A 21,777-nucleotide genomic window follows, 5' to 3' on the forward strand; every position below is an offset into this window, starting at 1 on the left:
TGATTTTACAAGGTAATGCGCGCGAATGCCGCTGCTTTCGCGAGCGAGATTGGCGCAAGATACGCCAATCTGTCAATGCGGTTCGGCCAAGGATCAGTCGATCGAGCGGAATGGCATGAGCTTTACGGCGGGGCTCGAAACGGCGATGACCTTAAAGAGTTCGCCCATCTTGCCCGCACCTTCTCCTGCCAGACGATCGACGGCTGCGCCGATGAGGCGTTGTTCCGAAGGATCCTTGTCACGGGCAAGGGCGGTGGCGCGTTCGGCGAGGCCGAGGCCGTAGAGGAATTCGCCCTGACGCAGCCCGCCATTCAGATGGACGCCGCTTGCGAGCGCCACCTTGGCGAGATCTTCGAAATCCACATGGCTGGTGAGATCCGCTTCGCCGGGATGGGCAAATGGCGGGTCGAATTCATGGTTCATCACGGCCTGCAGCGTATCGCCGAAACCGGTGACCATGTGGCCGTAGTCGATGATCAGAGCGGTACCGCCATGCTGGCGCAGGCGTTCGCACAGCGTCTGCATGACAGCCTGTCTGGCCGGGGCGACTTCGAAGATGGTGCCGTCCGGAACCGTGCCTGTATGATCGGGAAGGAGGGCCGGATCAACGGTCGCGATACCTGCCGCGAATGCGAGTTCGTCATCGATATCGAGGCTGATCAGCCGCTCGCGAAAACCTGTTGGCGTCTTGATGAACTGGCGGATCGGGATGGCATCGAACAGTTCGTTGGCGGCGATCAGGCAGAAACCTTCAGGCACGTCTTCAAAACTGTCGTGCCAGTTTATCAGTGTCGAATAGGCTTCGAGCGTGATGCGCTGCACGCCGCGAAGGCGCTCGCTGGTTTCCACCAGATGGACAGACATCCGCTCGAACAACGAAGGCGAGATGCGTTTGATGACGCGCAGCATGTCGGCCATCATCGTGCCGCGGCCAGGCCCGATCTCGACGAGGCGAACATTTTCCGGTGTTCCGTGCTGTTGCCAGGCATGGACCATGAAAATGCCGATCATCTCGCCGAAGAGTTGGCTGATTTCCGGTGCGGTGATGAAGTCGCCGTGACGGCCGAACGGTTCACGGGTGCGATAATAGCCGTATTCCGGATCAGCGAGGCAAAGAGCGAAATAATCGGTAACGGTGATCGGGCCGTTGGTGCGGATGAGATTCTTGATCTTGTCGGCGAGCGGAGTGGTTTCGGACATGCTCATGGCGGACCTGATCCTTCATGCCTTGGCAGTGCGGGCTGCGACCAGCGCCCGCAGAGCAGCCCAAAGACCGATCAGCACCATCGGAAGCGAAAGCACCATGCCCATGGTCAGCCAGCTCGTTCCGAGAAGATAACCGAGCTGCGCATCAGGTTCGCGGAAAAATTCGACGAAAATACGCGACAAACCGTAGCCCATGACGAATATCCCGGCGATCAGGCCAGGCGTCTTGAAGGCCTTGATGCCGAAGATCAGCGCAGCGAGCACGAGGAGAAGCACAATTCCTTCCAGCCCCGCTTCATAAAGCTGGCTCGGATGGCGGGCGAACGGCCCGCCGGTCGGGAACACGATCGCCCAGGGCGCAGAGCTCAGCCTTCCCCAAAGTTCACCATTGATGAAGTTGGCGATACGGCCAAAGAACAGGCCGATCGGAACGACGGCGGCGATAATGTCGAACATGCTCCAGACAGGGATCGCGTTCTTGCGCGCAAACAGGATCATCGCAACGATCGCGCCCATAAGGCCGCCGTGGAAGGACATCCCGCCATTCCAGATCTGGATAATGCGGACCGGGTCTTCCAGCATCGGCGCCAGATCATAAAACAGAATATAGCCGGTGCGGCCACCGACGACGATGCCGACGGCGATCCAGACCAGAAAGTCATCCAGATGCGTCTTGGTCATCGGGGCCGTGTCGCCCTTCCAGAGCGTCGGCCTGGCGATCAGTTTGCGGGCGTAAAACCAGCCGATCATGATGCCGGCGACATAGGCCAGTCCGTACCAGTGTACGGAAAGAGGCCCGATGGAAAATGCCACCGGATCGATGTTAGGAAACGGCAGAATGGCAAGAAGATTAAGAGCTTCGTACAATGTTTGTTCCCGGTGTAACCGACGTCGGCGGAACATGGCCTTACCAAAAGTGGCGGTCAAGCCGGAATCGCGCAACCGGTTACCACAGTAGTGGATGGAGCTTGCAACGGATCGCCGGTGGCCCTACTTCCTTGTCATGGATTGATGATATGCCGGGGCATTTCCGCCGGCTTCAAGGAGATGACGACATGTCGACCGGAACCAACCGCATTTTTGACGACTTCGCCAAGATCATGACTGACGCAGCCGGCGCTGCCCAGGGCGTGCGCAAGGAGATGGAGACTGCCTTCCATGCGCAGGCCGACCGGTTTCTCAACAGCATGGATGTGGTGAAGCGCGAGGAATTCGAAGCGGTGCGCGAGATGGCTGCGCGCGCACGTGACGAGAACGATGCGCTGAAGGCGCGTATCGAAGCGCTCGAAGCCAAGCTCGGCTCCCAGCAGGGCTGATCAACGCTCGCTTCATTCTGAAAGAATCATTCGGCCTTCCATGTTCGCATGGGAGGCCGATTCGTATTCGTCATTAACTTTTTCGTGCCGCGTCGGGACGATGTCCCTTCATGGTGAGATGGGTGTATCCTCAGAAAACTCCCGCCTGTGGACACTGTCGAAAAGTGTAAGCGGCAGAGTCATTTACCCATCTCCGCTGATCTCCGATACGAACCATAGGGAGCTTAACCCACCGAAATAATGGGGGGAGGGGGTGGAAGCTCGAAGTGGTCTAGCTACACTGATTTTAAATGATGATTCGAAACGGACTGGTAAGCTCCAGGCAGGGTTAGAGCGTTAATCTGGCGGCGCCGTAAGATCATCGGAAATGTTGTTTCCGGTTAATTGTTTCGCGTGTTGGCGTTTCTCGCAACTTCGCATTCATTCCGGTCTAAAAGGTGCCGCATGAGCCTCATGGAATTGGAAATTGAACGTCAATCGAATCCGGTCGACATGATCGAATTCGTCGCTGCGTCCAACGACTGGACGTTCGAGCGCTCCGGCGAAGACGAAATCGCCATGACCGTGGAAGGTCGCTGGACTGATTATCACGTATCCTTCTCCTGGATGGAGGATTTTGAGGCGCTGCATCTGGCCTGCGCCTTCGATCTGAAAATTCCCGAAATCCGCGTCAACGAAATCCTCCGCCTGCTGTCGCATGTGAACGGTCAGACGTTGATGGGCCATTTCGACCTGTGGCGTCAGGAGGATGTCATCATCTTCCGCCAGTCGCTGCTTCTGGCCGGCGGCGCCGAACCGACCAACCAGCAGGTGGAAGTGCTGCTTTCCAGCGCGCTCGACGCCTGCGAGAGCTATTATCAGGCATTCCAGTTCGTCGTCTGGTCCGGCATGGAAGCCAAGGCGGCCATGGACGCCGTACTATTCGAAACCGTCGGCGAGTGCTGAACATGGTGGCTGGCAGCGGATCGATCATCCTTGTTGGCGCCGGCAATATGGGCGGTGCGATGCTGTCCGGCTGGCTGGACAAGGGCGTTGCGGGAAACCGGATCACCGTCGTCGACCCGTCACCATCGGAAAAGATGCAGGCCAGGATTACGGCTGCGGGGGCAAGGCATGTCACCGCCGTGCCGGAAGGTATGTTTGCCGATATCCTGTTTCTCGCCGTGAAGCCGCAGATGATGGATGTGGTTCTGCCCCCATTGAAGCCGGCTGTAGGCGAGAAGACGGTGGTCGTCTCGGTCGCTGCGGGCAAGACTCTCAATTATCTCAACAGCCACCTTGGCGATGCCGCCATGGTGCGCGCCATGCCCAACACGCCGGCGATGATCGGTCGCGGCGTAACCGGCGCTTTTGCCAATGCGCGCGTCAGCGATCAGCAGCGCGAAGCCGTTCATGAATTGCTGAGGGTCAGCGGCCCCGTCGAATGGGTCGCAACCGAAGCCGATATCGACGCCGTAACGGCAGTATCGGGCAGTGGCCCCGCCTATGTGTTCTATCTCGTCGAGTGCATGGCAGAGGCAGGTCGCAAGTTGGGCCTGCCGGCGGACCTCGCCATGCGGCTCGCGCGGGAAACCGTGTCGGGGGCTGGTGAGTTGTTGAACCAGTCCCCGGAGGACGCGGCACAGCTTCGCAAGAATGTGACTTCGCCGGGCGGCACGACGGCTGCAGCGCTTTCCGTGCTGATGGCGGATGACGGCATCCAGCCGATTTTCGACAAGGCGATCGCCGCAGCCCGCACACGGGCTGAAGAGCTGGGTAGCTGAATATATAAAAGGTAGAAGGCATGGCGGACGAGATTAGCTACGGCGATTTCGAAAAGGTTGATATACGGGTTGGAACCATCGTCGAGGCCGAGCCCTTTCCGGAAGCCCGCAAGCCTGCCTACAAGCTGAAGATCGATTTCGGCCCCGAGATCGGGGTGAAAAAATCGTCGGCGCAGATCACCGTGCATTACACGCTTGACGACTTGATCGGCCGACAGGTCCTCGGCGTCGTGAACTTTCCTCCGCGCCAGATCGGTCCGGTGAGGTCCGAAGTGCTCACTTTGGGCTTTGAGGATGAGAATGGCGCGATTGTGCTGGCGGCTGTCACACAGGGCGTGCCGAACGGTCGGAAGATGATGTGAGGCTTTTCAAGCTGAACTGACGGCGGATTTGCGCCTTAAGTGGTAGTGCGTACACAGCCTCGCTTAGCTTCGGGAACGTTTGCCAGCTAGCCCTGTTGGCTTTGGCCGCGCCTTTGTCTTGCCCCAGTTATTGAGCCTCGCTGGCGGCGTCTCCTTGATCACCTCAATATTGAGCTTCGACTCTAAATCAGACTTGAATTTTGCAGCATTTCGTGCGCCCCAGACACCAAAGAAGCACGTCCCAGTTTCATCGTTCTTGTATACAGCCGCACCACCGAACGCATCTGAAAGTCCTCCTTCACCCGCTAGGCCGCCAGAGCCGTAGACTAAGATGACGGCCTCCATAGGCGCAACAGCCACGACCGTATCGGGTGACCGCGAGAACCCGCCGCTTCGGAACACAAAAACAGGGATGATAGTGTCAGGCATAATCAGACTATAATCGTGGCACCAAAGGCCGCAAGTCCGCAACGCGCCGAAAGCAGTCTCGTTTCTCCCTCACGCCGGTATCCGTACGATCGCCCTCAATCCGCCGCTCGGGCTTTCCGCGAGCGTCACATTTCCCCCATGCGCACGGGCGATGTCGCGGGCAATCGCTAGGCCGAGGCCGGTGCCGGATGAGTCGAGATTGCGGGCTTCGTCGAGGCGGTAGAAGGGCTTGAAGACTTCCTCGCGTGCTTCCGCCGGGATGCCAGGGCCGTCGTCGTCGAGTGTCAGGGTCAGCCATTTGGCGCTGTGTTTTGCGTGGATGTGCAGTGTCTTCGCGTAGCGTTCGGCGTTGGAGACCAGATTGCTTGCGAGCCGGGTGAAGGCGTTCGGCCTGACCGCAATCTCATCCTCGCCTTCGATCTCATAGGTCAGCAGACGTCCGCGAAGCTCAAAATCGATGCGGAAGCGCTCCAGCAGGTCGCTGAGCTTCAGCGTGCCAAAATCCTCTTCCGCCTCGCCCTTGGCGAAGGCGAGATATCCTTCCAGCATGGACTGCATGTCGTTGACGTCTTCGGTCATGCCCGACAGTTCCGGCTTGTCGCCGGCAAGCGCCAATTGCAGTTTGAAGCGGGTGAGGATGGTGCGCAGGTCGTGGCTGATGCCGGCAAGCATTGCGGTGCGTTGTTCGAGTTGTCGTTCGATCCGCTCGCGCATCTGGATGAAGGCAAGACCGGCGCGACGGACTTCGTCGGCGCCCTTCGGCATGAACCCTTCGGTTTTCTGGCCCTTGCCAAAGCTTTCCGCTGCATTCGCAAGCGAGAGGATAGGGCGGATCTGGCCGCGCAGGAAAAGAATGGAGATCAGGACCAGAACCAGCGCGATGCTGACCATCCAGACCAGGAAGATGTGGGTGTTGGAAGCATAGGTGGAGCCGCGGCGGACGAAGACCCTGAGCACCCGCTGATCGAACTTGATGCGGATCTCGACAAGTTTGCTGTCGCCGACCGTGTCCAGCCAGAAGGGCAACTTGATCTGCTGGGTGATCTGGTCGGTCAATATGCCGTCCAGTATCGAAAAGAAGGGGCGGGGCCTTGGCGGCGGCAATTGCCCATTCTCTTCCACGGCGATCGTCAGGTTGAGCGTCTGGTCGGCGATCCGGGTGACTTCGTCATAGTTGCTGTCCTGCGGATAGCTGCGAATGATCTCGATGATGGCGGCTATGTCGCGGACAGTGCCGTCAGACAGGCGCTCGGTGACCATGCGCCAGTGACGTTCCATGAAGACAGCTGCCACAGCGGTCTGCAGCAAGAGCATCGGCAGGATGACGATAAGCAGGGAGCGGGTATAGAGACCGGTCGGCAGCCGACGGCGTAGCCAGCGCGTAAACGGACGCCAGCCGGGAAGGCTGAGCGCTGCCACGTTCTGTCTCAACGTGTCGAAAAAGGCCATTGCCGCTCCTCGTGCCGACCGCAGCGACTAAAGCACGTCGCGATCTTTCAGATTCGCTTGCCGTGCTTTAGCTCTTTGTGTTTGCGCATGTCTTTATCCCGAAACCGGTGACCACTTTCGGGAGACATGCTCTAGTCAATGCTCAGCCGATAGCCGATGCCGCGAACCGTCTGAAGATAGACCGGATTGGCCGGGTCGTCTTCAATCTTGCGGCGCAGGCGGTTGATCTGCACGTCGATCGTGCGCTCCCCGACATCGCTGTCGTCACCGATCAGTTCGTGGCGGGGAATGGTGTCGCCGGCGCGCATTGCGAAGAGGAGCATGATCTCCTGCTCCCGATCTGTCAGTCGGATGATCTCGGCTGCGCGTCTCAGTTCCTTGCGGGAGATGGAGAAGGTGAACGGTCCGAAGATGACCTGCTCGATCTTCGGCGTTTCCGACGCACTGCGGCGCAGGATGTTGTTGATACGCAGGACAAGTTCGCGCGGGTCGAAAGGTTTTGCCAGATAGTCGTCGGCACCGGCTTCCAGCCCCTCGATGCGGGCATCCGCCTCGACGCGAGCGGTCAGCAATATCACCGGGATCGTCTTTTTCTCATAAAGCGATTTCGTCAGCGACAGGCCGGATTCGCCTGGCATCATCACGTCGAGAATGATGAGGTCGAAATGCAGGCCTTCGAGCTTGCGCCGCGCCTCGGCGGCATCGCCGGCGATGGTGACGCGAAAGCCCTGTTCTGTCAGGTAGCGGTTGAGCAGGTCACGAATGCGCTTGTCGTCATCAACGATCAAGAGGTGAGGCGCATCGTCCGAAGGTGGCGTTTTCGTCATCGAGGCATCCTAAATATCGTCATCGGCAGGAGGCAGGCTTTCGTCGCGCCCCAGCATTTTCTTGAGGAATTCCCTGACCGCCTCGCGATTGCCCGGTGTCAGGTCCTCCATGGCACGGGCGATGCGCGATGATTGCGGCTCCGATAGGGCAAGCGCCAGTTCACGGCCGGCCAAAGTCGGGTAGAGGCGTCTCTCTCGCCTGTCTTTCGCGCCTGCCATCTGGCGGATATAGCCGGCCTCGATGAGGTGCTTCAATACGCGTGACAGGCTTTGCTTGGTAATCTGCAGCGTTTCCAGAAGGTCGCTGACCATCAATCCCGGCTGGCGGCTTACGAAGTATACGACGCGGTGATGGGCGCGTCCCATGCCTATCCTTGCCAGAATCGCATCTGGATCGGAGACGAAATCCCGATACGCGAAAAAGAACAGTTCGATGGTCTCGAAGTCGATCCGGCTTTCATCGACTGCCGGCATGGGCAGTTGGTCTTTCCTGACGGGCTTGGCCGCCATTGATCGAGACACAGCACTGTTCCTTTCTTCGGTCTGGCGCGCAAGGCTGCGCCGGATACCTCTGCGATTGTAATGCGTTGCACCCGATAAAGCGCGAACGGCTTGAACAATCAACAGGATTTGTATGATTTCCATGGCTGCCGTGCGCTGAAAAGCGGCGTCCGGCCTCGGGGAGGGCAAGTGTTAGGTCTTCTACTTCGCCGTTGGAATGTCCCAGATAGGTCGGCTTTTTCAATCCTGACGGCACCGCGTCCGATAAGCGTCGCGGAACCTAATGACGCGCCGCTCATTAATCTGCCACAGACTTTGGAGAGTTTTCATGCAGACATATGCAGCCTTGCCGCCGATCACGATGGATAAGCCGAAGCCACATCCGCTACGGGCGGTTTTCGTCACGGTCATCACGCTCAAGCTCGTCGTTTGTGCTTTTCTTCTCGCCAATGCTTCGCTCGCTCCTCCGGTAGCCGCCGATGCGCGATATATGGTTGCTGAAAGCGAGTGAGTTTTAGGCTGCTTTCTGTTTCCGCAGTCGCTATATCCGGCTGGTCGCAAACCTAGGTCGGAGATCATGGGAAAACTTCAAGCCGGGATCATTCCCGTCACGCCATTTCAGCAGAATTGCACCATCTTTTTCGATGACGAGACCCGGGAAGGTGTCATCGTCGATCCCGGCGGTGACGTGGCTCTGATCCAGGAGACGGTTCGCGAGAACGGGCTGTCGATCAAGGAGATCTGGATCACGCATGGCCATATCGACCACGCCGGCGGTGCCGACGAACTCCGCGAAATTTTGAACGTGAAAGTGGTCGGCCCGCATGAGGCAGACCTGCCGCTGCTCGAAAGGCTTGAGACGCAGGCCCAGTCCTTCGGTGTCAGAATGGAAGCACGCAACCTTGTACCGGATCGCTGGCTTGCCGACGGTGACACCGTATCCTTTGGTGAACATGTCTTCGAGGTTTTTCATTGCCCGGGGCATGCGCCGGGACATGTGATTTTCTTCAATCGTTCACAGCGTTTCGCCCATCTGGGCGATGTCCTGTTCAACGGTTCCGTCGGGCGCACGGATCTGCCCGGCGGCGATCACCAGACCCTGCTTTCCTCTATCCGGGACAAAGTTCTGCCGCTTGGCGACGATGTCGGTTTTCTCTGCGGTCACGGTCCGGGCGGTCGCATTGGCGAGGAGCGGAGAAACAATCCGTATCTGCAGGGGCTATATTCTGCGCATGGGGATAGCCTAGACGGCACATCGCCTGCATCGTGAGGGAATGCTCATCACGAAGAGATTACGGCGTTTCACAAGGAGTGTGAGGCGTCGCTTCTGAAACTGTGGCATAAAAAAACCCGGCAATCCTGCCGGGCCTCAACTTTGGTGAAAGCCTCGCAGGCTTAGCCGTCGATCTGCAGGTTAACGGCCTTCGGGCCTTTACCGCGGCGATCCGGCTCCGTGTCGAAGCTTACTTTCTGGTTTTCAGAAAGACCGGACAGGCCAGACGCCTGGACGGCAGAAATGTGGACGAAGATATCGGCGCCGCCATTATCTGGCTTGATAAAGCCGAAGCCTTTGTCGGTATTGAAGAATTTTACAGTGCCAGTTTCGGCCATGCAGCAGGTCCTTTTCTCTCTGTCCGTGTTCAGCGGCGGACAGCACAACACTATTGCCCCAAAGGGCGGCGGCAGGCAGTTTTAAGAAAGGGTCCCTGTGTTACCGCGGCGAATGGCAGGAATAGATTTTTTCAAATTGCCCCCAGTTCCCCGCCCGAAGTTTTGGCGCCTTCGGATCGCATTATTATAGGTCTTCCCATGCTCGTAAATTGCCCGAACGCGAGCAGATTGCTGTGTTTATAGGGAATTGGCAAGAAAAAGTTTTGCGAAACTGCGCCGTGAAGTTGAAAATCCTAGACCCCGAAAGCCTTTGTCGGGCAGGCGTTTTTGCCTCATGGACAGCTTTGGCGATACAAAAATCGAACAACTATCATTGATTGTATTAGGTAATGTGTCGATTTGACACGGATAGCATGATTGAGCCCCAATGGGGCGGACGAGGGTGTTTGCCGTTTGTCAATCCATCCTGTCGAGCGGTTTTCTGCTCGTAATTTCGCCGTATTCGGGGTTGTGCCGCGTAAAATTTGCGGTTCGCGGCAGCTGGAGGAAAACCTGGTCTTCTGAGGCTCAAGTGGGCTGTAACGGCTCTGCTGGCGGCGGGATCACTGTGTTCACGGACTTTGATGGATCGCATTCAAGCTTTGCGCTTGAAACCGCGAGCCGCATTCGACATACAGCTTTGGGCGATTTTTTTGACCTTCGCCGCGATGCAACAGCTCTCAGGACCTCGATTATGGCCTTTCTTGCCGATGCCCTCTCCCGTGTAAAGCCATCCGCCACCATCGCCGTTTCGCAGAAAGCGCGCGAATTGAAAGCGAAAGGCCGGGACGTCATCGGTCTTGGCGCCGGCGAGCCGGATTTCGATACGCCCGACAATGTGAAGCAGGCGGCGATCGACGCGATCAACCGCGGTGAGACGAAGTACACGCCGGTTTCCGGCATTCCGGAACTGCGCAAGGCAATCGCCGCAAAGTTCAAGCGCGAGAACGGCCTCGACTACGACTGGCAGCAGACGATCGTCGGCACCGGTGGCAAGCAGATTCTTTTCAATGCCTTCATGGCGACGCTTAACCCGGGTGATGAAGTCGTCATCCCGGCTCCCTATTGGGTTTCCTATCCGGAAATGGTGGCGCTTTGCGGCGGCACGCCGGTTGCCGTTTCCACCAAACAGGAAAACGATTTCAAGCTGACCGCGGAAGAGCTCGAAAGCGTTATTACGCCGAAGACCAAGTGGTTCATCTTCAACTCGCCGTCCAACCCGACGGGCGCCGCCTATAGCGCTGCTGAGCTGAAGGCGCTGACCGATGTCCTGCTCAAGCATCCGCAGGTTTGGGTCCTGACCGACGACATGTACGAGCACCTGACCTTCGGTGACTTCAAGTTCGCGACCCCGGTCGAAGTCGAGCCGAAGCTCTATGATCGCACGCTGACGATGAACGGCGTGTCGAAGGCCTATGCGATGACCGGCTGGCGTATCGGTTATGCAGCCGGCCCGCTCTCGCTCATCAAGGCCATGGACATGATCCAGGGGCAGCAGACCTCGGGCGCATCGTCGATCGCTCAGTGGGCTGCCGTCGAGGCTCTCAACGGTCCGCAGGATTTCGTTGCCAAGAACAAGGCGATCTTCGAAGGCCGCCGCGATCTCGTCGTGTCGATGCTGAACCAGGCTTCCGGCATCGTTTGCCCGAAGCCGGAAGGCGCCTTCTACGTCTACCCGTCCTGCGCCGGCCTGATCGGCAAGACGGCACCTTCGGGCAAGCTTATCGAGACGGATGAGGATTTCGTTTCCGAACTGCTCGAAGCCGAAGGCGTCGCCGTCGTTCATGGTTCGGCATTCGGCCTTGGCCCGAACTTCCGTATTTCCTACGCAACCTCGGAAGAGCTTCTCGAGGAAGCCTGCAAGCGCATCCAGCGCTTCTGCGCCGCCTGCCGGTAAGAACGGATTATTCTAATGAAAACAAAAGAGCCCGCCGGAAACGGCGGGCTCTTTTGTTTGACTTGTGGATGGTTCAGAAGCGGCGGCTCAGCGAGATCTTGAAATTGCGGCCCGGCATGGCGGCAATGCCATCGCTGAGATAAGGCTCGTATTTCTTGTCGAAGATATTGTCGATGCCTGCGTGCAACTCGGTATCCTTCATGAAGCCTTCCTTGGGCGTCCAGTCGAGGAAAATGCCGTGCACGGCATAGCCCGGGCTTTCCGGTCGTGCATAGGTCGAACCCAGATACTGCCGGTATGGTGTCTTGTCCTGTGCCTTGACGAAGGTACCCTTCCAGCCGAAGGACAGATCCCAATCGGGTATCTTTGCCCCGAGCATCACATTGGCCGTGGTCGGTGCCAGATCGTTGATGTAGCTCTTCGGTCCACGAATGTCGTTTACCGCGCCATGTCGCGTGCCTGTCATCATCGAGAAGCCGAGATCGGCAAACATCCGGTCGTTCTCGTAATGCGTCTGGATTTCGAGGCCGGACGTATAATAGGCGGGAACATTCCAGTACCAATCCACGCCACTTGCGCCCAAGCCTGACAGGTTCCTGCCGCCAAAGCGCCGCGCTACCGGATTGGTGACGTGGTTGTTGAAGACTGCGACGCGTGTGGACCAGGTGTCGCCGGACGTCAGTACGTCATCGAAAATGAAATCGGCGCCGAGATTGATCGTGTTGTTGCGTTCGATATCAAGTTCGCGACTGGTGGCCGGTGCTGTATCTGTGCCTTGAGTGGAATAGAGTTCGTCGATATTGGGCGCGCGCATGGCGTAAGCCCAATCAGCAAACAGGCGAATGTTGGATGTTGCCGCCCAGGCGAGGCTTACGGCCGGTGTGAAGCCGGAATGATCGACTGCCGAGTAATCGTGGCCGAGTGCCGGATTGTTGTAGCGTGGTGCTGCGTTCGGCACACCTTCGGAGCGGATCCAGTCGAAGCGCAGCCCCGGTGTCAGCGTCAGGCTGTCTGTCAGGCTGATCGTGTCGCGGACGAAGGCCGATACGGTGTCCTGCGTGCCTTCCGGCATGTAATTGGGGGCGTAGTGGCCGTAGTTGTATTCAGGCTTCGCAACATTGGCGATGTCGAACATGGAGATATCGCGCTTGTGCGCGTTGTATTGCAGGCCATAGTTCAGCGAATGGCCAAAGCCGCCAAGATCGAAATCCGAGGTGTTTTCCAATTCGACGTGGATGTCGGAATAGGCTGCCTCATTCTCCAAGCCGCCTACGGATGCCGCTGGTTTTTGATCGCCGGGCCGGGTCGCATGCTGGCTCGTCGAGGAATAGCTCACCATGAGATGCGGATTCCAAAGGTCGCTGTCCCCGTCGTATTTGTAATCAAATGTGGTGGTCAGATCCTTCAGTTCGCGCCATGCCAACCGGCGTCGCAACGCTTCCCTGTAGCCGTATTTGGTGATGTCACTGGCAATGGGGTCGACCTGTCCGCGGATCGCTGCGACCGGTCCCCAGTTGTTGCTCTCTCCGTAAAGTACCGAGGCCTTGATCTCGTGGCCATCAAACTCCGCGCCGAACTTGCCCATGCCGGATGTCAGCTTCTCGTCCGAAGCTTGAAAGATCTCGCCGCCGCCGATGCGCATGTCGTCGCTTTTGCGCCATGTCAGCGAGAGGAGGCCGTCATAGGTGACCGGTGTTCCGAAATCCGAGCGGCCGTAGAGCGCGCCGGTTTCGAGGAATTGCTTGTTGGCCGTCTGATAGGACGTCTTGCCGTAAAAACCCCAGGTCTGGCCGGGCTTCAGCATGTCGGCGGCATCCTTGCTGTCCATGCGAATGGTGCCGCCGAAGCCGCCATTGCCATAACGCACCGATGTCGCGCCCTTCTCGATCTCGACGCGTTTGAGCAATTCCGGCTCGACGAAAATGGTGCCCTGGTCGTATTTCTCGAAATTCTTCGGAGCGCCGTCGAGCAGGATGCGGGTATCGGACTGGCGGGCGAAGCCGCGAATGGCAATGGTCTGGCCCTGCAACCGCACGCCGCCACCCATGGAGACGCCCGGCGTGTAGTTGACAAGTTCGGGAATGCTTGCCGCCTGCATTCTCGCCATTGTTTCCTTGCCGATCACGGCCTTGCTCGGGTCGCCGCCGCCATAATAACTGCCGCCGGTGAGCACGATGGGTTCCAGTGAACTCTGGTCGCCCGATGCGGCGTCTGCACCATTTGCCTTGCTGAGGGTGACCATGGATGTGCCGGAATAGCGATATGAGATGCCGGTGCCCGCGAGAAGGCGAGACAGCGCTTCGTCTACCGTCAGATCTCCAGAAACGCCCCGTGTCGGAACACCCTGCGTTATCGATGCGTCGAAGGCGATCTGCAGCCCGGCTTGTCCCGCCAAGGCGTTGAGCGCTCTGGTCAATGTGCCAGCCGGAACGTTGAGCGAAATGGTAGTGGCCTGCTGGGCGCGAGCGACTTCGATCGTCGAAAACAATGCGGCGCCGCTTAACAGAACGGCAAATAGCTGGGTTTGTCTGCGCATGCGAGGTCTTGCTGAATGTGTCATTTGCCCCCGGACCTGTCCGTTAAAATGTGGTTCTGCCGGGTTGACGGACGGAGACCCGATTTTGGGACAGGCTGGCGAAAAAAAATTATTGGCGCAGTATCGTCAGATACGGACTGAGGCGGGTAATCCTGATGCCGATCGCATTTGCAAAGGCGTCCAGTGCCGCGTCCGGTTGCTTGAGATCGAGGCTTCCCGAGATTTTTCTGTTGGCGAGATCTGACTGGGGGATGATGATCCGGCCGGGAACGTAACGATCGATCTGTTCCACCACCGACGATAGCGGTCTGTCTTCGAAGATGATGCGGCCCTGCCGCCAGGCCGTTGCCGCTTCGATATCCGCCACCTCCGGCGCGTGAAGGCGGCCGTCCGGATCGTAGGAAATCTGCTGGCCTTCAAAGAGGCGGTGCGCGCGACCGCCATCTTCGGAAGCCACCATGACGGCATGCTCCGTGACAACCACTTTCGTATCCTGCTCTGTGAGGTTGATGTCGAAGGCGGTGCCGAGAGCGGTTGTCGTGCCTTTGTTTGCCTCCACGACGAAGGGGCGTGTCGCATCCGCCGCAACCTGGAAAAAGGCTTCTCCACGCAGCAGTTTTATCCGTCGCTCGCCCGGCGTCAGGTGGATGGCGATTGCGGATTCGGCATTCATTTCGACGGTGGAACCATCCGCCAGCGTTATCGTTCGCGGCTCGCCCGTTGCGGTGATGATATCGGCTCGCAGGCGCATGGGGCCGTCGGCCAGGGTGAAAGCTATGGAACCGCCCAAAAGCAGCAGCAGGAGTGCGGCGACGTTGCGCCGTCGCATCAATGGCTTGTGGGCCGCGTTCTGGGCGAAGTCGAGGTCGCTGGTGAGGAGGTGGCTCGCATCGCCCATTGCGCGGCGCGCCCGGTCATAAACGACAGCTCTTGCCGGATCTTCAGCCAGCCAATGCTGAAAACGCGCCTGCAGCGCGGTATCTTCAGGATCTTCCTGAAGCCGCAGCATCCAGTCGACAGCCTGTGCGCGCAGTTTCTTGTCGTTTGCCTTTGTGTCTTCCATGCTCAGAGCGTGTCTTCCAGCCGGTCCAGGCAATGGAGATACGCTTTTCGCAAATGGCGGTCGACCATGTTGCGGCTGATTTTCATGCGTTCGGCAATCTCGTCGGCCGAAAGCCTGCCGACGCGGCTGGCAATGAAGACGCGCCGTCGCTGCAGCGACATTTCCATGATCGCCGCCTTCAATATGGTCAGCCGATGTTCCAGATCCATTGCATGATCCGGGGATGCGATCGGCGCACTGACGGCCAGCGCTTCCTGCTCCGTTCCCGAGAACAGGCAGGATTCGAAACGTTCCCGGCGAAAACGGTCGATGCCGAGATTGATGCAGGCCCGTATCAGGAAGGCCTTCAGTGACGCCTTGTTTTCGAGAACGTCATGCCGTGGGCGCAGGCGAATGTAGATGTCGTGAACGATTTCCTGCGCGTTTGCAGGGCTATGTCCGCGCCGGCGCACGCTGCCGCAGAGCTCGTCATAATAGGCAAGAATAGCCCGATCCAGCAGCGGGTTGTCGCTGGCCGAAGAAGCATACTCATTTGCGAGGGAGGCGCTGAAAGGCGCTGTCATGACAGTCTCGGATATGGGGCCGAAGGGTGGTTCGACTGTCTCTTAGAGGAGGGAAAAAACGATTGCAACAAATATGATTAATTTTGTCATGTTTATTGCGGGCCGAGAGATGGCCGCGATTTTGTCGGCACCGGGCAACAGGCTGTCGTCCGGTGCCGAAGTTCGCATCAGGATTTGGTGAGCCTGACAATGGTGGAGCCGCCGCCGCCCCGTTGTTCGGTGACGGCATAGACGGCGCCGTCCGGTCCGACCTTCACGTCACGGATGCGGGCATCGAGCGGAACCCGCTCTTCATAAGCGACCTTGTCACCATCCATGTGAAGGACGACGATGCCCTGGCTGACGAGGCCGCCGACCAGGAAGGCGCCTTTCCATTCGGGGATGGCGTCGCTGTCATAAAAAGCCATGCCGGAGGGAGCGATCACCGGATCCCAATAATAGACCGGCTGTTCTGTCTCTGCGTTTTGCGTGATGCCGTCGCCGACCTTGCTGCCGCTATATTCGACGCCATAGGTCACTTCCGGCCAGCCATAGTTCTTGCCCGCCTCCGGGCGGTTCAGCTCGTCGCCGCCGCGCGGGCCGTGCTCGACAGTCCAGAGCCGTCCCTGACCATCAAGCGTGGCCGACTGCATGTTGCGATGGCCAAGGCTCCATATTTCGGGCTGGGCGCCTTCGGTGCTGACAAAGGGGTTGTCGGGCAGCGCTTTGCCTGAAGCATCGATGCGGAAGACCTTGCCGAGACCGCTGGCGAGATCCTGTGCCTGGACGCGCGGTTGGCGATCCGACCGCTCGCCGACAGTCACATAGAGTTCGTTATTTGGCCCGAAGACCAGCCGTGAGCCGAAATGCTTGTTGCCGTCATAGGTGGGCATCTGGCGGAAGATGACGCTGAGGTTTTCCAGCCGGCCGCCGCCATTATCGTCAGGAACGAGCTTGGCCGAGGCGACCGATGTGCCGTTTCCGTCGGAGCGGGGTTCTGAGAAGGAAAAGAAGATCATGCCGGATGTGGCGTAGTCGGGCGCAAGTGCAACATCGAGCAATCCGCCCTGGCCGCCGAAGGCCACCTCGGGCACGCCTGTGATTGCCGGGCCGGCATCGCCTTCCTCAGAGACGATATGCATCGCTCCCTGCTTGGCAGTCACCAGCATGCGACCGTCCGGCAGGAATTCCATCGCCCATATATGCGGCAGATCTTCGGCAATCACTTCCGTGGCGATCTTCGGGATGGATGCCGGTTGCGGTGCGCGCGTCTGATTTTCGAAAACGGGTTTCTGATTTGGGGCGTTGGCGCGCTTCGTTTCGGCGGGTTGCCCGCCCGTGTCCTGAGCGAAGGTGGGAGTGGAGATGAGTGCGGATGAAATTGCGGAACAGGCGATCAGGAGGCTTAGGCGTTTCATTCTATCTCCCTTCGAAATCGATATCGCAATGCAGATAGGGTGCTGAGGCAAAAGAACCGAACACAGGTCGATCAAGTTTAGTTTATGGCTTTGGACGATGGGGCAGGGCAGTTGAGAGATTGAATCCGGAAATCTTTCGAGGAGATTGATACTGTTCTGTTTTTTGTCATAGTCCGAGGACGGTCAGCATGACGAAGGTGGCGAAAAGCACGAAATGCGTCATCCCCTCTATGGCGTTGGTCTGTCCGTCATTCAGATTGATCGCCGCGACGATGAGGGTAATCGCCACCATGACCGTCTGGACCGGTGTCATCGCCATGATGAAGGGCTGGCCGGTATAAAGCGCGATCGCCTCCATCACCGGCACAGTCAGGATGACGGTCGAGAGCGAGGCTCCCATGGCGATGTTGACGACTGATTGCATGCGGTTCTTCAAAGCGGCACGAAGCGCAGTCAGAATTTCGGGTGCCGCCGAGATCGACGCGACGATGACGGCCATCAGGGCAGGTGGAGCGCCGGTCCCCTCCAGTCCTTCGTTGAGGAAGGCGGACATGAATTCGGCAAGGAAGCCGATGATCAGTACGCCGATGAGAATGACGGCAATGGAGACGGTGGCAGATTCGTGTTCCGCTTCCGTCTGTACCAGCGGCTTCGACTGTGGCTTTTCCGCTGTGGCGGAAGGGCTTGTGCCCGAAGCTGTTGGGGCTGGGGCCGCAGCGGCGGTTTGGCTGCGATAACTGTAGCTGAAGAAATAGCTATGGGTGCCGACCTGCATCTTGAGGAACAGGGCATAGAGCGCAATCATCGCGAAGATGGTGAAGGCGGAATAATAATGCCATTTGGCTTCCGGAATGAATTCCGGGACGATCATCGATATGCCCATGGCCGTCAGGATCATGGCGCTGTAAGTGCGGCTCGAGTCATCGTTATAGGGTTGTTCGCCGTGCCTCAGGCCGCCGAGAAGAGCCGCAAGCCCGATGATGCCGTTGATATCCAGCATGACTGCCGAATAGATCGTATCGCGCACCAGCGTCGGCGAACTGCTGCTGCCCATCATGATCGCAAGGATCAGCACTTCCACGGCAACGGCGGAGAGGGTGAGGATCATCGTGCCATAGGGATCGCCAACCTTGTGGGCCAGTATTTCGGCATGATGGGCGACACGGGTGGATGCCATGACGATGACGACGATCAGGGCACAGGCTGCGATCATCGACACGAACTGTCCCTGTTCCAGGAGCGTATGCTCGAACAGGAAGGACAGGACCGCGAACGCGAGTGCCACGAGCAGAAAGCTCTCCTGTTTCAAAAGTGACATCATCGCGACCGTGCTCCTGTTGATGGACGTGATCTAACGCTGCGATGCAGGGCATCAAGCGCCCTTTGCCACGGGGGCGGGCATTTGCGCTATTTGGACGATAATGCCATTATTTCTTTCGTGGCCTGGAACTCTGCGACGGTCTTTCGCATCTTCACCACGGTGCCGTAAGCGGAGAGACTTTCCGATGTGTGTTGTAATGCGGCCACGCGTAAGGAGGAACTATGACCAAGGTCGTTTACAAGATCGTGCCGCATGACGGCGGTTGGGCCTATCGTCTCGGCGACGTTTTCTCCGAGACTTTTCCGAGCCGCTCGGATGCGCTGCAGGCAGCCCGCATCGTGGCGGCGGAACAGCAAGTCGGTGGCGAACCGGAAGAGATAAGCTGGCAGGACGACAAGGGCGTCTGGCACAGCGAGCATAGCGACGGAGGCGACCGGCCGGAGGCAGAAGTGCAGGACGGCGACGGCGAGCAAGTTGGTGCCCGTTCGTAGATGTCAGCCTGACGTGCCGCAAAAATTCTGCCTTTAGGCGCAAGGGCCGCATCATGCGGCCCCGGCAGTTCCTATCATTTCAGGCGGCGGTGTCGAGAACGGGATAATCGGTATAGCCCTTGGCGCCGCCACCGTAGAAGGTGGTGTTATCCGGTGCGTTCAACGGCGCATTCGCCTTGAAGCGGGCAACCAGATCGGCGTTGGCGATGAACAGCTTGCCGAAGGCAACGGCATCCGCGTAACCGCTCTCAACAGCCTGTTCGGCCGTCTCCTTGTCATAGCCGTTATTGACCAGCCACGCGCCCGTGCCGCCAGCTTTGCGGTAGATGTCCTTCAGCTCCTTGTAATCGAACGGCTTGCCGCCCTGGGTGAAGTTGCGATCTCCACCGGTTGCGCCTTCGATGACGTGGATGAAGGATAGGCCACGCGAGCCGAGCTTCTCGACAAGGTGGTTGAATACTGCCTGGGGCTGGCTCTCCGAAATGCCGTTGGCGGGCGTGACCGGGGAGAGGCGAATACCGACACGACCTGCGCCGATTTCGCTCGCAACGGCATCAACGACTTCGAGAGCGAAGCGAGTGCGGTTTTCGATGGAACCGCCATATTCGTCGGTACGCTGGTTTGCGCCGTCCTTCAGGAACTGGTCGATCAGGTAGCCGTTTGCGCCATGAATTTCCACTCCGTCGAAGCCGGCGTCGATTGCTGCGCGGGCGCCCTTGGCGTAGTCGGCAACAATGCCTGCGATTTCGGCCGTTTCCAGCGCACGTGGAGCCGAGGTTTCGGCGAAAGCGCCATTGCCGTTCTCATCGATGATGTAGGTCTTGCCGCCGGCCGGGATTGCCGAAGGGGCGACGGGGGCAGCACCATTCGGCTGCAACGAGACATGCGACACGCGGCCGACATGCCAGATCTGGGTGACGATCTTGCCGCCCTTCTTGTGAACGTCATCCGTTACCTTCTTCCAGCCTGCGACGGCTTCGGGAAGGTAGAGGCCCGGGACATCGGCATAACCCTGGCCTTGCTGCGTTACCGGCGTGCCTTCGGTGATCAGAAGGCCGGCCGAAGCACGCTGTTCGTAATAGGCTGCATTGAGATCATTGGGGATCGCCTTGGGCGAGCGGTTGCGCGTCAGGGGCGCCATGACAATCCTGTTTGCCAATTCGATGTCACCAAACTTCACCGGGTCGAAGAGTGTCGTCATTGTGGAAGTCCTTTTGCCTTTGGCTGGGGAAGGGGAGGAGGTCTGGGTCAGAGAGTGGATTTCAGATCATTCAGGAAGGACGCGATATTATCTTCGTCGCGACGATAGAATGCCCATTGGCCGACACGGTTTGTCTTGATCAATCCGGCCTTTTCGAGGGTTGCCAGATGGGCCGAGACTGTCGATTGGGACAGTCCGCATTTCTTTTCGAACTGGTTGGCGCAGATGCCCATTTCCAGCGGGTGCGCCTGATCGCAAAAGTGCTGCTCGGGTTCTCGCATCCATTCCAGGAAAGACACCCTTACCGGATGCGCCAGCGCTTTCAGAATTTCCGTCTTGTCTATCGTCATCGAATATCGCCTCCGTTCGATATGTATATCGGATTTTTCCGATTTAAAGAGGCAAAAAAATCGGGCCAACGGATTTCTCCGCGGCCCGTCAAGTGTGAAGGTCAAACAACCTCCAGAGGGGAACAGCCGAGGCGGATGGCGGGAAACCATCAGGCCATCGACTGATCTCAATATGTGTCTTCATGCTGCCGTCTACAAGGGGCTTGGTGAAGATATTGAACGCGAAAGCGTGTTTAAGGCTGCAGCAGATTGGCGCAGCGCTGCCTATGATACGGGCAGAAGGCAAAAAAAGAGGGCCACCGGATTACTCCAGGGCCCTTTGAAGTGTGAAGGTCAAAAATGAACCTCCAGAGGGGAACAGCTGCTGCGGTGGAACTGGGAGGAAAGCCACCATGTGCATCAGCTGAGTGCGATATGGTGGTTTTTTGTGCATTAAGCAATCAGATTTTGTGCAACACTGCTATGCGATAGGCGCATGGATGCGTCATAAAACCTGCATAAATGCAAGGATAGGGGTGAATTTCACCGAAATCAGCTGGTGTAATGAGCTTCAGAAGTTCCAGTTTCTAGCTTTCGAGACGATAAAATCGCGGAAGACTTTCAGCTTCGCAGCGTTCTTCATTTCGTCCGGATAGCAGAAGTAGGTGTCGAAGGTCGGGATATCTGCGTTGATCGCCAGCTGAATCAGGCCAGGATCGCGCCCTACGATATAATCGGGCATAACGGCTATGCCGATGCCGAGCAGGCAGGCGCGTTTGATCGACGTCTGGCTGTTGATCTGCAGGTGAGGCGTGCGCGTGTTATCGGAGGAGCGGCCGGCGGATTCCAGCCAGTTGACGTCCATGAGCCAATTGGGTGCAGGCTCCCCAAAGGTGATGATGCGATGATTATCGAGATCTTCGATCGTCTGGGGTTCGCCGAAGCGATTGATGTAGGACGGTGCCGCATAAACGTGCATATGCACGGTGAAGAGTTTGCGCTGGATAAGGTCCGATTGTTGAGGCTGGCGAAGCCGGATGGCGCAGTCTGCGTGACGCATGTTGACGTCGACTTCCTCGTTGTCGAGGATGAGCTGGATCGACATTTCCGGATAAAGCTGCAGGAATTCCTGCACCTTGTCGGTGAGCCACCCCTGGCCCAAGCCGACCGTGGTGGTCACGCGCAGCTTGCCGGATGGCTTATCCGTGGTCTCGGTCAGTTGGACCTTTACGGTTTCCAGTTTCAGCAAAACATCGTGGGCGGTGCGATAGAGCAGTTCGCCCTGTTCTGTCAGGATCAGGCCGCGGGCGTGGCGATGGAACAGTTTTACGCCCACATCCTGTTCAAGAGCGCTAACCTGGCGGCTGATCGCCGACTGGGACAAATGCAGCTTGTCGGCGGCATGTGTGAATGAACCGGCTTCGGCTGCCGCATGAAAAATGCGCAATTTATCCCAGTCTAAAGGAACGCCCATGC

Annotated in this window: 23 protein-coding genes; 8 read left to right on the forward strand and 15 right to left on the reverse strand. The window is 58.1% G+C overall.

Annotation, left to right across the window (positions count from 1 at the left end; genetic code table 11):
- Positions 1-93: 93 nt before the first annotated feature.
- Together JNB91_RS01850 and lgt are read right to left on the reverse strand one after the other, a co-directional pair.
- On the reverse strand, positions 94-1,200 hold the full coding sequence (locus JNB91_RS01850) for a class I SAM-dependent methyltransferase (RefSeq protein ID WP_220323907.1): 1,107 nt from the start codon (positions 1,198-1,200) through the stop codon (positions 94-96).
- 21 nt (positions 1,201-1,221) lie between these two features.
- On the reverse strand, positions 1,222-2,073 hold the full coding sequence (gene lgt, locus JNB91_RS01855) for a prolipoprotein diacylglyceryl transferase (RefSeq protein ID WP_220323802.1): 852 nt from the start codon (positions 2,071-2,073) through the stop codon (positions 1,222-1,224).
- A 188-nt stretch (positions 2,074-2,261) separates the two neighbouring features.
- On the opposite strand from lgt, the gene JNB91_RS01860 reads away from it, so the two are divergent.
- The 4 genes from JNB91_RS01860 (at position 2,262) to JNB91_RS01875 (ending at position 4,647) form a co-directional block, all read left to right on the forward strand.
- Positions 2,262-2,522, forward strand: a complete 261-nt coding sequence (locus JNB91_RS01860) for an accessory factor UbiK family protein (protein WP_220323803.1) — start codon at positions 2,262-2,264, stop codon at positions 2,520-2,522.
- A 444-nt stretch (positions 2,523-2,966) separates the two neighbouring features.
- A complete protein-coding gene (locus JNB91_RS01865; protein ID WP_220323804.1) occupies positions 2,967-3,467 on the forward strand; it encodes a type III secretion system chaperone family protein in 501 nt (166 codons plus the stop codon).
- 2 nt (positions 3,468-3,469) lie between these two features.
- Positions 3,470-4,285 carry a pyrroline-5-carboxylate reductase gene (gene proC, locus JNB91_RS01870; protein ID WP_220323908.1) on the forward strand — a complete coding sequence of 272 codons (816 nt, stop codon included), beginning with the start codon at positions 3,470-3,472 and terminating at the stop codon, positions 4,283-4,285.
- Between the two features lie 20 nt (positions 4,286-4,305).
- Entirely contained in the window at positions 4,306-4,647 is a 342-nt protein-coding gene (locus JNB91_RS01875; protein WP_220323805.1) for a tRNA-binding protein, read from the forward strand.
- 63 nt (positions 4,648-4,710) lie between these two features.
- Here the strand turns inward: JNB91_RS01875 and JNB91_RS01880 are convergent, their stop codons facing one another.
- The 4 genes from JNB91_RS01880 to JNB91_RS01895 all read right to left on the reverse strand — a co-directional run bounded on the left by JNB91_RS01880 (position 4,711) and on the right by JNB91_RS01895 (position 7,826).
- Positions 4,711-5,076 carry a hypothetical protein gene (locus tag JNB91_RS01880; protein WP_220323806.1) on the reverse strand — a complete coding sequence of 122 codons (366 nt, stop codon included), beginning with the start codon at positions 5,074-5,076 and terminating at the stop codon, positions 4,711-4,713.
- A 69-nt stretch (positions 5,077-5,145) separates the two neighbouring features.
- Positions 5,146-6,525: an ATP-binding protein gene (locus JNB91_RS01885; RefSeq protein ID WP_220323807.1), complete on the reverse strand. Its 1,380-nt coding sequence runs from the start codon at positions 6,523-6,525 to the stop codon at positions 5,146-5,148.
- A gap of 131 nt (positions 6,526-6,656) precedes the next feature.
- Positions 6,657-7,352 (reverse strand): response regulator, encoded by a 696-nt coding sequence (locus tag JNB91_RS01890; protein WP_220323808.1) that lies wholly within the window; start codon positions 7,350-7,352, stop codon positions 6,657-6,659.
- A 9-nt stretch (positions 7,353-7,361) separates the two neighbouring features.
- On the reverse strand, positions 7,362-7,826 hold the full coding sequence (locus JNB91_RS01895; RefSeq protein ID WP_220323809.1) for a MarR family winged helix-turn-helix transcriptional regulator: 465 nt from the start codon (positions 7,824-7,826) through the stop codon (positions 7,362-7,364).
- A 355-nt stretch (positions 7,827-8,181) separates the two neighbouring features.
- Between JNB91_RS01895 and JNB91_RS01900 the strand changes: the two genes are divergently transcribed.
- Together JNB91_RS01900 and JNB91_RS01905 are read left to right on the forward strand one after the other, a co-directional pair.
- On the forward strand, positions 8,182-8,364 hold the full coding sequence (locus JNB91_RS01900) for a hypothetical protein (protein WP_220323810.1): 183 nt from the start codon (positions 8,182-8,184) through the stop codon (positions 8,362-8,364).
- A gap of 66 nt (positions 8,365-8,430) precedes the next feature.
- Entirely contained in the window at positions 8,431-9,123 is a 693-nt protein-coding gene (locus JNB91_RS01905; RefSeq protein WP_220323811.1) for an MBL fold metallo-hydrolase, read from the forward strand.
- Between the two features lie 125 nt (positions 9,124-9,248).
- Here JNB91_RS01905 and JNB91_RS01910 read toward each other — a convergent pair whose 3' ends face one another.
- Positions 9,249-9,464 (reverse strand): cold-shock protein, encoded by a 216-nt coding sequence (locus JNB91_RS01910; RefSeq protein WP_112456660.1) that lies wholly within the window; start codon positions 9,462-9,464, stop codon positions 9,249-9,251.
- Between the two features lie 733 nt (positions 9,465-10,197).
- Here JNB91_RS01910 and JNB91_RS01915 point away from each other — a divergent pair.
- A complete protein-coding gene (locus tag JNB91_RS01915) occupies positions 10,198-11,400 on the forward strand; it encodes a pyridoxal phosphate-dependent aminotransferase (protein WP_220323812.1) in 1,203 nt (400 codons plus the stop codon).
- 73 nt (positions 11,401-11,473) lie between these two features.
- Here JNB91_RS01915 and JNB91_RS01920 read toward each other — a convergent pair whose 3' ends face one another.
- The 5 genes from JNB91_RS01920 to JNB91_RS01940 form a co-directional block, all read right to left on the reverse strand.
- Entirely contained in the window at positions 11,474-13,936 is a 2,463-nt protein-coding gene (locus JNB91_RS01920) for a TonB-dependent receptor (protein WP_223218007.1), read from the reverse strand.
- Positions 13,937-14,045: 109 nt separating this feature from the next.
- Entirely contained in the window at positions 14,046-14,999 is a 954-nt protein-coding gene (locus JNB91_RS01925; protein WP_220323814.1) for a FecR family protein, read from the reverse strand.
- 2 nt (positions 15,000-15,001) lie between these two features.
- A complete protein-coding gene (locus JNB91_RS01930) occupies positions 15,002-15,562 on the reverse strand; it encodes an RNA polymerase sigma factor (RefSeq protein WP_220323815.1) in 561 nt (186 codons plus the stop codon).
- Between the two features lie 167 nt (positions 15,563-15,729).
- Positions 15,730-16,959 carry a PQQ-dependent sugar dehydrogenase gene (locus tag JNB91_RS01935; RefSeq protein ID WP_220323816.1) on the reverse strand — a complete coding sequence of 410 codons (1,230 nt, stop codon included), beginning with the start codon at positions 16,957-16,959 and terminating at the stop codon, positions 15,730-15,732.
- 166 nt (positions 16,960-17,125) lie between these two features.
- Entirely contained in the window at positions 17,126-18,277 is a 1,152-nt protein-coding gene (locus JNB91_RS01940) for a calcium:cation antiporter (protein WP_220323817.1), read from the reverse strand.
- Between the two features lie 224 nt (positions 18,278-18,501).
- Between JNB91_RS01940 and JNB91_RS01945 the strand changes: the two genes are divergently transcribed.
- The gene (locus JNB91_RS01945) at positions 18,502-18,771 is read left to right on the forward strand and encodes a DUF2188 domain-containing protein (RefSeq protein ID WP_220323818.1); all 270 of its coding nucleotides are present in this window, start codon (positions 18,502-18,504) and stop codon (positions 18,769-18,771) included.
- Between the two features lie 79 nt (positions 18,772-18,850).
- Here the strand turns inward: JNB91_RS01945 and JNB91_RS01950 are convergent, their stop codons facing one another.
- From JNB91_RS01950 to JNB91_RS01960, 3 genes are all read right to left on the reverse strand, one after another.
- Complete coding sequence (locus JNB91_RS01950) at positions 18,851-19,972, reverse strand: alkene reductase (RefSeq protein ID WP_220323819.1); 1,122 nt, start codon at positions 19,970-19,972, stop codon at positions 18,851-18,853.
- 47 nt (positions 19,973-20,019) lie between these two features.
- The gene (locus JNB91_RS01955; protein ID WP_346269247.1) at positions 20,020-20,316 is read right to left on the reverse strand and encodes an ArsR/SmtB family transcription factor; all 297 of its coding nucleotides are present in this window, start codon (positions 20,314-20,316) and stop codon (positions 20,020-20,022) included.
- 556 nt (positions 20,317-20,872) lie between these two features.
- Positions 20,873-21,775 (reverse strand): LysR family transcriptional regulator VtlR, encoded by a 903-nt coding sequence (locus JNB91_RS01960; protein WP_220323821.1) that lies wholly within the window; start codon positions 21,773-21,775, stop codon positions 20,873-20,875.
- Between the last annotated feature and the right edge of the window lie 2 nt (positions 21,776-21,777).

The sequence above is a fragment of the Aliirhizobium wenxiniae genome, from assembly GCF_019511445.1.
GTDB classification, from domain to species: domain Bacteria; phylum Pseudomonadota; class Alphaproteobacteria; order Rhizobiales; family Rhizobiaceae; genus Neorhizobium; species Neorhizobium wenxiniae_A.

Coding starts and splice junctions, on each gene's coding strand:
- JNB91_RS01900 (WP_220323810.1), top strand. CDS start 8,182: ATGCAGACATATGCAGCCTTGCCGCCGATCACGATGGATAAGCCGAAG.
- JNB91_RS01875 (WP_220323805.1), top strand. CDS start 4,306: ATGGCGGACGAGATTAGCTACGGCGATTTCGAAAAGGTTGATATACGG.
- JNB91_RS01930 (WP_220323815.1), bottom strand. CDS start 15,562: ATGACAGCGCCTTTCAGCGCCTCCCTCGCAAATGAGTATGCTTCTTCG.
- JNB91_RS01920 (WP_223218007.1), bottom strand. CDS start 13,936: ATGCGCAGACAAACCCAGCTATTTGCCGTTCTGTTAAGCGGCGCCGCA.
- JNB91_RS01925 (WP_220323814.1), bottom strand. CDS start 14,999: ATGGAAGACACAAAGGCAAACGACAAGAAACTGCGCGCACAGGCTGTC.
- JNB91_RS01905 (WP_220323811.1), top strand. CDS start 8,431: ATGGGAAAACTTCAAGCCGGGATCATTCCCGTCACGCCATTTCAGCAG.
- JNB91_RS01940 (WP_220323817.1), bottom strand. CDS start 18,277: ATGTCACTTTTGAAACAGGAGAGCTTTCTGCTCGTGGCACTCGCGTTC.
- JNB91_RS01850 (WP_220323907.1), bottom strand. CDS start 1,200: ATGTCCGAAACCACTCCGCTCGCCGACAAGATCAAGAATCTCATCCGC.
- JNB91_RS01885 (WP_220323807.1), bottom strand. CDS start 6,525: ATGGCCTTTTTCGACACGTTGAGACAGAACGTGGCAGCGCTCAGCCTT.
- JNB91_RS01890 (WP_220323808.1), bottom strand. CDS start 7,352: ATGACGAAAACGCCACCTTCGGACGATGCGCCTCACCTCTTGATCGTT.
- JNB91_RS01880 (WP_220323806.1), bottom strand. CDS start 5,076: ATGCCTGACACTATCATCCCTGTTTTTGTGTTCCGAAGCGGCGGGTTC.
- JNB91_RS01910 (WP_112456660.1), bottom strand. CDS start 9,464: ATGGCCGAAACTGGCACTGTAAAATTCTTCAATACCGACAAAGGCTTC.
- JNB91_RS01935 (WP_220323816.1), bottom strand. CDS start 16,959: ATGAAACGCCTAAGCCTCCTGATCGCCTGTTCCGCAATTTCATCCGCA.
- JNB91_RS01960 (WP_220323821.1), bottom strand. CDS start 21,775: ATGGGCGTTCCTTTAGACTGGGATAAATTGCGCATTTTTCATGCGGCA.
- JNB91_RS01865 (WP_220323804.1), top strand. CDS start 2,967: ATGAGCCTCATGGAATTGGAAATTGAACGTCAATCGAATCCGGTCGAC.
- JNB91_RS01950 (WP_220323819.1), bottom strand. CDS start 19,972: ATGACGACACTCTTCGACCCGGTGAAGTTTGGTGACATCGAATTGGCA.
- JNB91_RS01915 (WP_220323812.1), top strand. CDS start 10,198: ATGGCCTTTCTTGCCGATGCCCTCTCCCGTGTAAAGCCATCCGCCACC.
- JNB91_RS01945 (WP_220323818.1), top strand. CDS start 18,502: ATGACCAAGGTCGTTTACAAGATCGTGCCGCATGACGGCGGTTGGGCC.
- proC (WP_220323908.1), top strand. CDS start 3,470: ATGGTGGCTGGCAGCGGATCGATCATCCTTGTTGGCGCCGGCAATATG.
- JNB91_RS01860 (WP_220323803.1), top strand. CDS start 2,262: ATGTCGACCGGAACCAACCGCATTTTTGACGACTTCGCCAAGATCATG.
- JNB91_RS01895 (WP_220323809.1), bottom strand. CDS start 7,826: ATGCCGGCAGTCGATGAAAGCCGGATCGACTTCGAGACCATCGAACTG.